A 12,645-nucleotide genomic window follows, 5' to 3' on the forward strand; every position below is an offset into this window, starting at 1 on the left:
TCCCTGATCGCTCCGGTGGCCCGGACGTCTCCGGCGGCCCGGCGGTTCCGGTGGCGCCGGACGTGTGGGGCCGCCCCTCCTCGTTGCCGCCCCGCCACCCCGCCCCGCCACCAGGTGTTCCAACACGCCCTGCCTCGCGGGTCGTTGGCTCCGGTGCGCCGGGGCCGGGGCGGTCAGTCCGCCTCGGGGGCGTCGAAGAGCCGCAGCAGCTCCGGCTTCTCGAACATCCGCGCCGTGTCGATCGCGGAGGGCTGACCGGCGGTGGGGCTGGCCCCGCCGTCCACCAGCACCCGGACCACCTCGTCCTCGCCCTTGAAGACCGCGCCCGCGAGGGGCGTCTGGCCACGGTCGTTGGCCCGGTCCGGGTCCGCCGAGCGACGCAGCAGCGCCCGCACCGTGTCGGCGTGACCGTGGTAGGCGGCGAGCATGACCAGCGAGTCACCCCGGTCGTTGGTGAGGTTCACCGGGACCCCCGCGTCGACGTAGGCGGCGACGGTGTCGGTGTCCCCGTCCCGCGCCAGGTCGAAGATCCGCTGGGCCAGTTCCAGCACCTCGGGGTCGTGCGCTGGCTCGTCACTCTGTGGGCTGGGCGCGTCGGTCATCGGAACCGTCCTCCGTCGCTGCGCTGTCGATCACGAGCCGCCAGCTTACGGACGCGCGCCGCCCCCGCGATCCGGCCACGCGGCCACCCGCCGACCCCCGCCGACGAGGGTGGCGCACGCCGCCGCGCACCCGGGCGCCCCCGCCCGTACTGCCCGGACCGGAGCGGGGCCGCTCCGGAGCGCGGGCCCGGGCGCGCCGGCCTGGGCCGGAGAGCGGGACTAGAAGACGTCCGGGCACCAGGGGCGGCGCGAGGTACGGAACAGCAGATCCGCGCGGGCCGCCGCGCCCGGCCGGTGCTCCGCCAGCCGCCCGAGGGACAGCAGCCGGACGGCCGACTCGTCGCCCAGGTAGAGCGGCGCCAACTCGCCCACGTCCAGGGAGAGATCGGCGGACTCCCGGGTGGGGCGGCACTCGGCGCCCTCCGGCCCCGCCGCCAGCCGGAACCGCCCTGCGGCGTAGCCGTCCTTGTCGGCGACCTCCAGGGTGATCGCCGCCTCCAGCGGGTAGGCGCGGGCCTCCAGCATCCCGGGAACGTCCAGCGGGCGCAGCCAGAGGAAGTCGGCGTGGGTGATGATCCGGGCGGCGCGCGGGTCGGGCAGCAGCAGCGGCAGCACGTCGTCCGGGGCGCGCAGCCCGGTGCGGACCGTGGCGATCCAGTCCATCGCGAGCACGAAGTGCCACAGCGCGCGTTCGGCCGCCGGTGTGGCCGCGTTCAGCCAGCGGACGGTGCAGATGTTCTCCGGGAGCTTCGCCTCCCAGCGGTTCTCGCAGGAGTAGCTGACCATGCCCTGCGGGGTGCCGTTCGCGTCGCGGTAGACGGCGTGGAAGGGGCGGTGGCCCCCCGGCGGCTCGTAGGTGAGTTCCCCCGTGTCCAGCAGCCACCACCGCTCGTCCCGGCTGACGACGCCCTGACGGTCGGGCAGCGCGCTGAACCGTTCGTGGAACTCCCGGCCCACCGGCGGTACATCGGCCGGATCGAGGAGGTCGACGCGGCCGCCGTCGTCCGGGCCCGCGTACCGGCTGTCGAGCCCGGTGCGCGCCACCTCCACCGCGTACTCGGTGGACCAGGCGGCCGGGCCGAAGCCGTACCGCCCGTAGATCGGGTACTCGGCGGCGATCAGCGAGGCCAGGGCGTCCCCTCGCTCCCTCGCGGCGTCCAGCGCCCCCGTCATCATCCGGTTCAGCAGCCCCCGCCGCCGGTGCGTCGCGGAGACGGTGACGTTGGTGACGGCGCACGACGGGACCGAGCCGCCCCCGGGGACGGTCAGCCGCTGCGGCATGGTGCGGAAGGTACCGACGCACCGCGCGCCGTCGTACGCGCCCTGGGTGCGCGCCAGTTCGATACCGGGACGGCGCGCGACGACCTCCTCCGGCGAGACGTCCGGGCCCCGGAGGAACCCGGTGCCCACGGCACGCAGCCAGTCGTGCAGGTCGTCGGAGGGGGAGAGGGTGCGGACAGCGAGCGTCATGGGGGCATGCTAGGCAGCGGTCCCGCCCCGAAGCGCGCGATTTTCCCTCCGCCCCAGGCCCCAGGCCCCAGGCCCGACCGTTTCGTCCCCCGCCCCGGTTCAGAAGGCGGCCCGCACCGCCCCGACCACCCCGTCCGCACCCCGCACCGGGGCCTCCGCCACCCGCTCCAGCACCGGGTCCTCCACCCCCAGCAGCGCCAGCGCCCGGGCCAGCACCGGCCCGAGCGCCCGGCCCGCGCCGTCGTCCAGCTTCAGCGCGAGCGCCCGGCCGTCCGGCAGCGCGAACCCCTGCACCGCCTCGGCGCCGACCTTCGCCAGCGCGCCCGGCAGCGCCCGCATCAGCCAGGTGTCGTGCCGCCGCCGCCCCGCCACGTACAGCGGGTGCTCCCGCATCGCCCGCGCCACCCGCCCCTCCGGGGTCTCCGGCGCGGCCAGCGCGACGGTACGGAACATCCGGGCGATCCCGGTCAGCGAGAGGGCCAGCAGCGGGGCGCCGCAGCCGTCCACCCCGGTGTGGGCGACGGGCTCACCCGCCGCGTTCTCCACCGTGGTGCGGATCAGCCGCTGGAGCGGATGATCGGGTTCCAGGTAGCTCTCCAGCGGCCAGCCGCTCACCCGGCAGGCGCCGAGCATCGCCGCGTGCTTGCCGGAGCAGTCCATGACGGTACGGGCGGGGGAGTGACCGGCGGCCAGGTAGCGCGCGGACTCCTCCGGGTCCAGCGGGAGCGCGGGCGGGCACCGCAGGTCGTCCGGGGTCAGTCCGTACTCGCTCAGCAGGGTGTGCACGAGGTCCAGGTGGACCCGCTCCCCGGAGTGGCTGGCCGCGGCCAGCGCGAGCCGCTCGCCGGCGAGGTCCAGCCCGGCCCGCAGCACCCCGGCGGCCTGGGCCGGCTTGTTCGTCGAGCGGGGGAAGACGGGCACCGCGACCTCACCGAGCGACCACTCGACGCCGCCGTCGGCGGCCAGCGCGACCAGGGAGCCACGGTGCAGCCCCTCGACGAAACCGGAGCGCACCACCTCGGCGAGCACCGGGTGCGGGCTCGGGTGGAGAGCGGAGACGGCGGGATCCGAGGAGACGGGGGTGGGCATCGGAGCCTTCCGGTAGCGGAGGCCACGGGGGAGAGGCGGGACCCGGTGAGGCACCGCCGTTCCCGTGGGTACGAGGACGTCTCACGGTAGCCCCGCGCGTACGCCGGCCCCAGAGCACACCGGGCCTCCCCGGCCGGGTCGGGCACCCGCGCGCGGCCCCCGGCGCCCGGGCCCGGACCCCGTGACGGCGCGCCACGGGGGTGCCGACCGGCCCGCGCGCCGCGCGGCACAGTCACGGCAGCAGGTCGTCCACCTGGGCCTCCCCGGCCCGGTAGCGGTGCGCGATCTCCTTGCCGCAGCCGTCCGCCGTCCGCTGGAGCGAGTGCCGGTGCTGGGAGACCTGCCGCTCGCAGCGGACCAGATGCCGCATCGCCTCGTACAACTCGGAGTCCGTCCGGGCGGCGAGATCGCTCAGCTCCACCTCGGAGAGCATGGCGTCGGCCAGCTCCCGGCACTCCGCGCTGCGCGGGGTGCCGAGCGTGACGTGGCGGGCCGAGGAGCGGTGCCGGGACGGCCCGTCGGCAAGGATCTTCGGTAGCAGCTCCAGTAAGCGGGAACCCGGCACCGTCCGAAGCTCCAGCTCGGCGCGGAGGATGTCGATCCGGCCCTGGAGCAGCCGCCGCACGTAGCTGAGGTCGGCCTCCTGCTGCTGGGCGAAGCGCCGCATCGAGCGCAGCTCCGGCAGACTCAGCCCGTGCAGCGGGGGCTGGACGGGCTCGCCGAGCGGCCCCGCCTCCTCCCGCTCGGGTGTCCCATGCCGGTGGCAACCCCCTGGCCGCGAAGGACCGGCTTCGGCTGTGCTCATGACGCGTCTTCCCCTCGTCCCCTCTGGATCCGCACCAGCCACCGCTGGACGTGCACCGCACCCGAGACCGCCCGCCGTCCGCGCGCCACCAGGCCACACCACCGCGCGACGCTCCGCCCGACACGGACGGGGCGCTCCCGCCGCCGGGGCGGCGCCACACCGGGCGACGCCTCGCGCCACCCCGCGCCACCCGCCCCGGTTCCGGGGAGGACCGCCGCGCCTCGGAGGACGGGCGGCCGCCGGACGGTGGGTTTCCGGAGCGCTGGGAACGCCCCCGAACCCCGGTCCGGGCCGGTGGGGCCGGGCTTTGGTGACCTATGCCACGCTATGTGGCCCTTGCCGCGCTGTCAGGCGTACGCCGCTTGTTGTGCTGATGTGCACTTCCAGCGCTTGCTGTGCTTACTTTCCCTACGGTCTGCTTTCGTCGCGGTTGGAGTGATTCCGTACCGCGTGAGCGCATGGTGCCACTGTGTGCCCGCACCGCGCACCGCCGCACCACCCGGACGGCGGGCATGATGGGGCGCATGCGAGCAGTGGTTCAGAGGGTCGACGGGGCGCGGGTCACCGTCGACGGGGAGACGGTCGGGGAGATCTTCGGCGAGGGACTGTGTGTGCTGGTCGGAGTCGCCCACGAGGACACCGTGGAGCAGGCGGAGCGATTGGCGCGGAAGCTCTGGTCGCTGCGGATTCTGGACGGCGAGAAGTCCTGTTCGGACATCGGGGCACCGCTTCTCGTGATCAGCCAGTTCACCCTCTACGGTGACGCGCGCAAGGGCCGTCGGCCCTCCTGGGGCGCGGCGGCGCCGGGCGAGATCGCGGAGCCGCTCGTCGACGAGGTGGTGGCCCGGCTGCGCGCGGCGGGCGCCGAGGTGGCCACCGGCCGGTTCGGCGCCGACATGAAGGTGTCGCTGACGAACGACGGCCCCTTCACCGTCCAGCTGGAGGTCTGAACCGGACCGCCCGGAGGGCCTGGCCGGAGGCGCGTGGCCCCGGAGAAGCGGAGACCCCGGAGGCGCGGAGCCCGGGGAACGACGCGCGAGCCCGGGAACAAGGAGGCGCGGGGCGCTGGAGCCCCCGGACGTGGCGCCGGAGGAGCGGCCGACGCGGCGGCCCCGGCCCGGTGCGGAGCCGGGGGCCGGGCGGAGGTCCGGGCTCCGTGGTCCGGTGCGTCCCGGTTCCGGGCCGGACGGCGTTCGGGGCTGTCCCGTGCCGGTGGCGGGCCCCCGGTCGCCGTGCGGCCGAGCGCGGGCCCGGCGAGGTCACGGCTGGACGACGGTCTCCTGGGCCGCGGCCGTCGCGTCCGGACCGGCGATCAGGTGCGCGTCGACCGGCACGTTCCGCTTGATCAGCGCCAGCGCGATCGGGCCCAGCTCGTGGTGGCGGGCGGAGGTGGTGACGAAGCCGAGCTTCCGCCCCTCCGGACCGTCCTCCGCCAGCCACACCCCGTCGCCGTGCGCCGGGATGTGCACCTCACTGCCGTCCAGGTGCAGGAAGACCAGCCGCCGTGGCGGCTTCCCCAGGTTGTGGACCCGCGCCACCGTCTCCTGGCCCCGGTAGCAGCCCTTGTTCAGATGGACCGCCGTTTCCAGCCAGCCCAGCTCGTGCGGGATGGTGCGGTGGTCGGTCTCCCGGCCGTGCCGTGGGCGGTGGGCCGCGACCCGCAGCGCCTCGTGCGCGAGCACCCCGATCGCCGGACCGTTGGCCTCCGCGAACCCGGGCAGCGCCGCGCGCGGCAGGAACAGCTCCCGGCCCTCGGGCGTCTCCCGGACCACCGCCTCCGGGGGGTTCTCCGCGATGGAGCCCGCGGGCAGGTACACCACCGCGTACTCGGCCGTACGGTCCGCGATCTCCACCCGGTAGAAGAAGCGCATGCTCTCCAGGTAGGCGATCAGCGCGGACTGGCCGCCCGGCTCGGTGTGGATCCAGACCGTGTCGCCGTCGTCCACCAGGTACAGCGCGTGCTCGATGTGCCCGTTGGCCGAGAGGATCAGCGCTTCGGTCGCCCGCCCGGCGGGCAGCTCGCTGACGTGCTGCGTCAGCAGCAGATGCAGCCAGGACAGCCGGTCGTCCCCGGAGACGGTGACCACTCCCCGGTGGGAGAGGTCGACGAAACCGGAGCCGTCGGCCAGGGCGCGCTGCTCCCGGAAGAGGTCGCCGTAGTGCGCGGCGACACCCTCGTCCGGACCTTCGGCGGGAACGGCGCCCGGGAGCGAGAGGAGGGGGCTGTTGAGGGACATGCGACCAGCCTACGACGCCGTCGGCGCCCCGTAGCCGGCGCTCGGCAGTCCGTCTCCCCCGCCGCCCGGCGGTCTCAACCACCGGCCCGCCCCCTGCTGTTGACGGTCGGTGAGGACCGGCGGACAGCCCGTCCCCGGCCTGGTCACCGACGGGCGGAGGGATGCGTTCCGGGTGGGGGACCGGCGGCCGTCCCCGGGGCACGCCCCGTGGGAACGCCCGGAGCCGCCGCCGGGAGTCGGCCGGAACCCGACGCTAGCCCTCGGTGGACGGGGTGGCCGTGGGGTCGGCGGAGCCACCGGCGGTGGCCGATCCCTCCGCGCAGTTCCGGCAGCGGCCGAAGATCGCGAAGTGCTTCATGTCCGTCTCGAAGCCGAAGGTCTCCCGCAGCTTCGCGGTGAACGGCTCGGCCAGCGCGAGGTCGGCCTCGATCACCCCGGTGCAGTCCCGGCAGACGAGGTGCATGTGGTGGTGGCGGTCGGCCAGGTGGTAGGTCGGGGCGCCGTGCCCGAGGTGTGCGTGGGAGACCAGGCCCAGCTCCTCCAGCAGCTCCAGCGTGCGGTAGACCGTCGAGATGTTGACGCCGCTCGCGGTGCGGCGGACCTCCGCGAGGATCTCTTCCGGGGTGGAGTGCTCCAGCGCGTCCACAGCCTCCAGCACGAGCTGGCGTTGCGGGGTGAGTCGATACCCGCGCGCCCTGAGATCGCTCTGCCAGTCGGTGGTTACCACACGCCCAGTGTATGGGGTGTCACCGACCTCCCCGCCCGGCCCGAACCCGCCAGGACCCACCCGGCCCGGACCCCGAACCGTCCGGATGTGCCCCACGCCACCCAGGGCCACGCCACCCCAGGGCCACGGCACCAACCGTCCGCGCACCCACGGTCGGCTTCACCCCGTGGCGTTCCCGCCCGTCGCCCCACGGCACCGACCACCCCACCCACCCCGCACCCCTTCTTCCCCGCACCCCTTCTCCTCCCTCCACCCTTTCTCCTTCCCTCCTTCCCCCTTCTCCGTCCCTCCGCTCCCTCTCCCCTCTCTTCCGCTCCTTCTGCCTCCAGCCCCTCCCTCGCGCCCCGTCTCCGCTCCCTCTCACTCCCGTCTCTCCGTCCCGGCTCGCCCTCTCCCTCCTCCCCTTTCCCCGGGCTTTCCCCCGGGCGCGGACGTTGGACGCGGGCTGCCCGGTGCCCGGGCTCGGGCTGATCGGTCGCTGGCCCGTCGGTCCGGGGCGGCCGGACGCGGGGCGGGAGGACCGCCTGGGGGAGAGAGGCGCCAGGGGAGGTGCCTGGGGGAGAGGTGGCGGGAGGGCGACGGGGGAGGGGGGACGGGCTGCCGTGGCGGTGGCGTTCCCGTTACCGAGGGTCGAAGTGCCGCCTCCGGCCGGGGCGTTCGGTGTGGCCCGGGCCACACGCGCGGGGGTGCCCCCGGTGACCTGCCGCACAGATCAACTCGGGTCTACGAACGGGTTTAGGAGGGCGCGGGATCGGGGTGGCGAGGCGAACCGGCGGCGCCTCTCCCGAAGGAGATTCCAATAACGGACAAATTGGTCAATGTCCGTCGTGGTGAGTACTGCCCGGGATAGTACGTCACATGCTTGATGGTCCGGATGTGTGGGGGTTACCAATGGCCCCACTTCCTGAGAACGGAAGCAGGGAGTCACCCAGACATCGGAGGTAGAACCCACATGTCGAAGATCACCACGAACCGTCGTACCAAGGCCGCCGTCCTCGCGAGCGGATTCGGGCTCTCGGTGGCCGTTGGCACGGGCGTGGCGCTCGCCGCCGGTGGGGATGGGGGCGTTGACGCCTTCGCGACCGGCACCGCGAAGCAGCTCGCCGCCGCCACGCAGGGTCAGTCCGACCAGCAGAACGAGGCCGTCGACGCCCGGAAGCAGGCCAAGGAGCGTGCGGCGGAGAAGAAGGAGCGGGCCGACCGCGCGGAGAAGCGCAAGGCCAAGTCCTGGGTCTCGCCGATATCCGGCGACTACGAGCTGACCGCCTCCTTCGGCAACAGCGGTGACCGCTGGCAGAGCGGCCACTCCGGCCAGGACTTCGGTGTGCCGACCGGTACCCCCGTGAAGTCCGTGCACAAGGGCACGGTCGTGAAGGCGGGCGGTAACGGCGGTGGCGACGGTGCCGCTTACGGCAACGCCGTCGTGGTCAAGCACAACAACGGCACGTACTCGCAGTACGCCCACCTCGACTCCGTGAAGGTCAGCGCGGGCGAGCAGGTGAAGACCGGCCAGGAGATCGGTAAGTCCGGCAACAGCGGTAACTCCTCTGGGCCGCACCTGCACTTCGAGCTGCGGACCACCCCCGACTACGGTTCCGGCAAGGACCCGGTGCCCCAGCTGAAGGACCTCGGCGTGAAGCTGTGACCCGCTGAGCCGCACGGCTCCGGGACGCGTCCCGAGGTGACGCGGACCACTCCGCACCACACAACACAGGCGAACCGCCCCCCCGGCGTTCCGCTGATCCACGATCCGGCAACGGCGCCGGATCGTGTCCCCGTCCACCGGCGGCCGAGGCTCTGCCACGGCCGCCGGACGTGTGTCCGGCCCCCGGCCCCTCCGCCCGGACGGCGGCGCCGTTCGCCGGTCCGGTATGCCGGTGGCTGTGTCGCGCCTGCGCCTGTGCCGGTCGGCGGTTCGCGGTCCGGTACCGGGGTCAGCTGGTCTCGGGGTCGCGGATCATGGGGACGCCGCCCGGCGGGGTGCCCGGCGGTTCGCTGGGCGCCGTGACCGGGAGCCGCAGCTCCGCGATCGCGCCGCCGCCGTCCTCGGTCGGCGGCCCGTCCGCGTCCGCCCCGCCATCTGGCCTCGCCCCGCCCGTCCCGTCCGCCTTGTCGATCTTGTCTGTCCCGTCCGTCCCGGGCTCGCCGGGGGTGTCCGGCCCGGCGGTGTCGCTGGCGCCGTGCGACGGGTCGCCGCTCGCGGTGGCGCCCGTCTCATCCGCGTTGTACAGCGCCAGCTCGGCGCCCAGGACCCGGGCCTGACCGGCCGCGATGGTCAGCCCCAGACCGTGCCCCCGGCCGGAGCGGTCGCGGCTGCCGGTCCGGAAGCGGCTCGGCCCGTCCGCGAGCAGCGCGGCGGGGAAGCCGGGCCCGTGGTCCCGGACCCGCAGGGTGCGGCCGTCGACGGTGACCTCCACCGGCGGACGCCCGTAGCGCGCCGCGTTGCCCAGCAGGTTGCCGAGGATCCGCTCCAGCCGTCGGGGGTCGGTCCACACCGTGGCGTCCTCCGTGACCCGTACCACCGCGTCCGGGGTGTGCGCCCGCACCCGGCGCGGTACGAAGAGCCCGAGCCGCACCTCCTGGAGGTCGGCCCGCTCGGCCACCCCGTCCAGCCGCGCCACCTCCAGCACGTCCTCCACCAACTGCCGCAGCGCCTGCGCCCGGTCCCGGACCAGCTCGGTCGGCCGCCCGGGCGGCAGCAGCTCGGCCGCGGTGAGCAGCCCCGTGACGGGGGTGCGCAGCTCGTGCGCGATATCGGCGGTCACCCGGCGCTCGGCCTCCAGCCGCCCCTGGAGCGCGTCGGCCATCGCGTCGACGGCACCGGCCAGCTCGTCCGTCTCGTCCCGCACGCGGGCGCCGACCGCCTCCCGCACCCGGACGCTGGTCTCGCCCGCGGCCACCTCCCCCGCGGCCTGCGCGGCCTTGCGCAGCCGCCGGGAGAGCTGGCCGCCGAGCGCGACGGCCAGCGCGCAGCTGCCCACCACCAGGGAGAGTGAGCCGATCACCAGGGCCCGGTCGAGGTCGGCGAGCACGGGGTAGCTGTCGGTGAACCGGGTGCGCAGCGACAGCACGGTGCCGTCGCCCAGCGGCGTCGCGGCCCAGACGATCGGCGCCCCGTCGGTCTGCTGCACGTAGGTGGCGCGCTCGCCGCTCTCCACCGCCCTGCGCAACGGGTCCGGCAGCTTCGGGTCGTCGACCTTGGCGCCGAACGGGGCCCGCGCCGTCGAGTCGTACACCCGGTGGACGAACTGGAGCCGCTCGTCCTGCACGTCCCGGCTGTTCTCGATCATCGACTGCCGGGTGGCGCTGTGCACGACGATGCTCAGCGCCAGCGTCACCAGCGTGCTGACGACGGCGATCGCGGCGCTGAGCTTCCACCGGATGCCCACGCTCCGGCGGAAGCCGACACCGCCCGCACGCCGCACCGGGTCAGCCCCGCAACTTGTAGCCGAAGCCGCGGACCGTCTCGATCCGGTCCGGGCCGATCTTGCCGCGCAACCGCTGGACGTGGACGTCCACCACGCGGGTGTCACCGCCCCACTCGTAGTCCCAGACGCGCTCCAGCAGCCGATCACGGGAGAGGACGGTGCCGGGCGCCGAGGAGAACTCCAGCAGCAGCCGCATCTCCGTCGGGGTGAGGGCCACCGGCTCCCCGCCCCGCAGCACCTCCATGCCGTCCGGGTCGACCTCCAGATCGCCGAACCGCAGCGGAGACTCGGCCCCGCCCTCCCCGGGACCGCCGGCCCGCCCGCCGCCCGCGTGCGTGAAGCGGCGCAGCACCGCCCGGATCCGGGCGATCAGCACGGTGCTGTCGAACGGCTTCGTCACGTAGTCGTCGGCTCCGGCCTCCAGGCCGAGGACCACGTCGATCGCGTCGGCCCGCGCCGACACCATGATCACCGGCACAGTGGACTCGTCCCGGATCCGGCGGCACAGACTCACCCCGTCCAGCCCCGGCAGCATCACGTCGAGCAGCGCGATGTCCGGACGGTGGGCGCGGAAGCGCTCCAGACCGGCCAGTCCGTCCCCCGCGGCGGTCACGGTGAAGCCGTCCCGTTCCAGGGTGAGCTGGGTGGCCTCGCGGATCACGTCGTCGTCCTCGACGAACAGCACATGGGTGTCGGCCATGGTGCGGTGTCAGCCTCCCGTATCGCACGTCGTCCCGCCGGGCGCCGCCCGGCCGCGGGTGGTCCCGGGCGGGTCCGCCCCGGCGGCCGGTGTCCCAGGCCGACTCTCGCATCCCGCCGTCCCCGGGGCCTCCCGGCCGTCCCCGGACCCGCGCGGGCCCCTCCGCCCGGCCGGACCGGCCCGCGACCGGCCACCCCCGTTCCGGTGGCCGTCGGCTTCCCTGCCCGGCCGCGCGGGAACCACACCGGCACGGGACGGCCGAACCGGCCGAGCGCCGGACGAACCGGTACGGCGCCCGCCCATCCGCCCGCCCCGGGCGCCTCGCGCCTAGCCGCCGGAGCCGGCCCCCGACCCGGGGCGCGGGGTGGGGGTGGTGCTCGGCCGCGGCTTCTCGCCCGGCTGCCCACGCGGAGGCTTCTCCGACTGCGTGGGCTTCCGCGAGCGGTCCGCGTACTGCCGGGTCAGCGCGCGGAACTTGTCGTCCCGCCACTGGTACGTCGTCGTCACCTCGCCGCTCGGGCAGCACATCGGGTCGTCGCCCACGTACACCGCCTTGCTGACGATCAGCGTGCCCTTCTCGGTCTCCGCGAAGACCGAGCGGTCCTCGCGGGTGAAGACGTTCTCGTAGGTGCCGCCGCGGTCCTTGCGGTAGACGTAGCTGCCCAGCCCCAGGCCGTCGGAGCACGACACCACGTTCACCACCGCGTCCCGCTTCGCCTCTCCCGTCAGCCGTCCGAACGCCACGCTCACCGGCCACAGATCGCCCGAACACGGCTTGCGCAGCTGCCGTTTGACCTCCGAGCTGACCTTCGGATCGCTCCGCACCAGGTGCAGCGCGTCGGTGACCGCAGGACCCGAGCCCGGCCCGGCCGAGCGCGACCGGGGGCTGCCCGGCGGCGCCGTCGACACCACGGACGCCTCGGCGCGCGGACCCTCTGACGAGGCCGGACCGCCCTCCACCCGCACCCCGTGGGAACCGCCCGCGCAGCCCGAGAGCGCCAGCAGCAGCGCGACACCGGCCGTCAGCCGCGCCGCGGGCCACGGTCCGGACGGGGACGGAGCCCCGGTCAGACGGCGCACCCCACTGCCCTCCGCTCCCACTCCTCGCGCATCCGCGCCAGCGAGCGGTGCAGGGTGCTCTTCACGGTGCCCGGTGACATCCCCAGCGCGCGGGCGGTCTCCTCGGTGCTCATCTGCTCCCAGTGCCGCAGGATCACCACGCTCCGCTGCTTCGGCGCGAGCACCGTCAGCACCTCCATCAGCAGCGCCCGGTTGGCGCGCTGCTCGGCGCCGTCCTCGACGCTGTCGACCTCGGGGAGGTTCTCCGTCGGCACCTCCTGGAGCCGCCGCGAACGCCACCACTCCGTACGGGTGTTGATCATCACCCGGCGAAGATAGGCGTCCGCCAGCGACTTGTCCGCGATGCCGTCCCAGTGCCCGTAGGTCCGCACGAGCGCGGTCTGCAACAGGTCCTGCGCGTCAACCGGGTCCGAGATGAGCCGACGGGCGCTGCGCAGCAGGACGTCGTGGCGCGTGCGGACGTACTCCTCGAAATCCAGCACCTCTGTGGCCATGCCCGCCTCCTCG

12 protein-coding genes are annotated in these 12,645 nt (G+C 74.6%); 2 read left to right on the top strand and 10 right to left on the bottom strand.

Annotation, left to right across the window (positions count from 1 at the left end; all coding sequences use genetic code 11):
* Window positions 1-173: 173 nt before the first annotated feature.
* The 4 genes from E0L36_RS24000 to E0L36_RS24015 form a co-directional block, all read right to left on the bottom strand.
* Window positions 174-602 (bottom strand): ankyrin repeat domain-containing protein, encoded by a 429-nt coding sequence (locus E0L36_RS24000; RefSeq protein ID WP_180931350.1) that lies wholly within the window; start codon window positions 600-602, stop codon window positions 174-176.
* A gap of 219 nt (window positions 603-821) precedes the next feature.
* The gene (locus tag E0L36_RS24005; RefSeq protein WP_180931351.1) at window positions 822-2,072 is read right to left on the bottom strand and encodes a GNAT family N-acetyltransferase; all 1,251 of its coding nucleotides are present in this window, start codon (window positions 2,070-2,072) and stop codon (window positions 822-824) included.
* A gap of 99 nt (window positions 2,073-2,171) precedes the next feature.
* Window positions 2,172-3,161, bottom strand: a complete 990-nt coding sequence (locus tag E0L36_RS24010; protein ID WP_180931352.1) for an asparaginase — start codon at window positions 3,159-3,161, stop codon at window positions 2,172-2,174.
* Window positions 3,162-3,393: 232 nt separating this feature from the next.
* Window positions 3,394-3,966 carry an ABC transporter substrate-binding protein gene (locus E0L36_RS24015; protein WP_180931353.1) on the bottom strand — a complete coding sequence of 191 codons (573 nt, stop codon included), beginning with the start codon at window positions 3,964-3,966 and terminating at the stop codon, window positions 3,394-3,396.
* A 524-nt stretch (window positions 3,967-4,490) separates the two neighbouring features.
* Here E0L36_RS24015 and dtd point away from each other — a divergent pair.
* The gene (gene dtd, locus E0L36_RS24020; RefSeq protein WP_180931354.1) at window positions 4,491-4,916 is read left to right on the top strand and encodes a D-aminoacyl-tRNA deacylase; all 426 of its coding nucleotides are present in this window, start codon (window positions 4,491-4,493) and stop codon (window positions 4,914-4,916) included.
* 309 nt (window positions 4,917-5,225) lie between these two features.
* Here the strand turns inward: dtd and E0L36_RS24025 are convergent, their stop codons facing one another.
* On the bottom strand, window positions 5,226-6,203 hold the full coding sequence (locus tag E0L36_RS24025) for a folate-binding protein YgfZ (protein WP_180931355.1): 978 nt from the start codon (window positions 6,201-6,203) through the stop codon (window positions 5,226-5,228).
* A 253-nt stretch (window positions 6,204-6,456) separates the two neighbouring features.
* Window positions 6,457-6,930 carry a Fur family transcriptional regulator gene (locus E0L36_RS24030; RefSeq protein WP_180931356.1) on the bottom strand — a complete coding sequence of 158 codons (474 nt, stop codon included), beginning with the start codon at window positions 6,928-6,930 and terminating at the stop codon, window positions 6,457-6,459.
* Window positions 6,931-7,882: 952 nt separating this feature from the next.
* On the opposite strand from E0L36_RS24030, the gene E0L36_RS24035 reads away from it, so the two are divergent.
* Window positions 7,883-8,575, top strand: a complete 693-nt coding sequence (locus tag E0L36_RS24035; protein WP_180931357.1) for a M23 family metallopeptidase — start codon at window positions 7,883-7,885, stop codon at window positions 8,573-8,575.
* A 289-nt stretch (window positions 8,576-8,864) separates the two neighbouring features.
* On the opposite strand, the gene E0L36_RS24040 is transcribed toward E0L36_RS24035, so the two are convergent.
* The 4 genes from E0L36_RS24040 to E0L36_RS24055 form a co-directional block, all read right to left on the bottom strand.
* Window positions 8,865-10,319, bottom strand: coding sequence for a HAMP domain-containing sensor histidine kinase (locus E0L36_RS24040; RefSeq protein ID WP_180931358.1), 1,455 nt, complete (start codon window positions 10,317-10,319; stop codon window positions 8,865-8,867).
* A gap of 40 nt (window positions 10,320-10,359) precedes the next feature.
* Window positions 10,360-11,058 carry a two-component system response regulator CseB gene (gene cseB, locus E0L36_RS24045; protein WP_180931359.1) on the bottom strand — a complete coding sequence of 233 codons (699 nt, stop codon included), beginning with the start codon at window positions 11,056-11,058 and terminating at the stop codon, window positions 10,360-10,362.
* 327 nt (window positions 11,059-11,385) lie between these two features.
* On the bottom strand, window positions 11,386-12,138 hold the full coding sequence (locus E0L36_RS24050; protein ID WP_180931360.1) for a hypothetical protein: 753 nt from the start codon (window positions 12,136-12,138) through the stop codon (window positions 11,386-11,388).
* Window positions 12,126-12,632: a SigE family RNA polymerase sigma factor gene (locus E0L36_RS24055; RefSeq protein WP_180931361.1), complete on the bottom strand. Its 507-nt coding sequence runs from the start codon at window positions 12,630-12,632 to the stop codon at window positions 12,126-12,128. Before E0L36_RS24055 ends, E0L36_RS24050 begins: the two co-directional genes overlap by 13 nt.
* Window positions 12,633-12,645: the final 13 nt, after the last annotated feature.

It is taken from the genome of Streptomyces sp. AJS327 (genome assembly GCF_013450295.1).
GTDB lineage: Bacteria > Actinomycetota > Actinomycetes > Streptomycetales > Streptomycetaceae > Streptomyces.

What these genes read in the sequence shown, in the direction of transcription:
- E0L36_RS24000 (WP_180931350.1), bottom strand. Translation starts at nt 602, where the DNA reads ATGACCGACGCGCCCAGCCCACAGAGTGACGAGCCAGCGCACGACCCC.
- E0L36_RS24005 (WP_180931351.1), bottom strand. Translation starts at nt 2,072, where the DNA reads ATGACGCTCGCTGTCCGCACCCTCTCCCCCTCCGACGACCTGCACGAC.
- E0L36_RS24010 (WP_180931352.1), bottom strand. Translation starts at nt 3,161, where the DNA reads ATGCCCACCCCCGTCTCCTCGGATCCCGCCGTCTCCGCTCTCCACCCG.
- E0L36_RS24015 (WP_180931353.1), bottom strand. Translation starts at nt 3,966, where the DNA reads ATGAGCACAGCCGAAGCCGGTCCTTCGCGGCCAGGGGGTTGCCACCGG.
- dtd (WP_180931354.1), top strand. Translation starts at nt 4,491, where the DNA reads ATGCGAGCAGTGGTTCAGAGGGTCGACGGGGCGCGGGTCACCGTCGAC.
- E0L36_RS24025 (WP_180931355.1), bottom strand. Translation starts at nt 6,203, where the DNA reads ATGTCCCTCAACAGCCCCCTCCTCTCGCTCCCGGGCGCCGTTCCCGCC.
- E0L36_RS24035 (WP_180931357.1), top strand. Translation starts at nt 7,883, where the DNA reads ATGTCGAAGATCACCACGAACCGTCGTACCAAGGCCGCCGTCCTCGCG.
- cseB (WP_180931359.1), bottom strand. Translation starts at nt 11,058, where the DNA reads ATGGCCGACACCCATGTGCTGTTCGTCGAGGACGACGACGTGATCCGC.
- E0L36_RS24055 (WP_180931361.1), bottom strand. Translation starts at nt 12,632, where the DNA reads ATGGCCACAGAGGTGCTGGATTTCGAGGAGTACGTCCGCACGCGCCAC.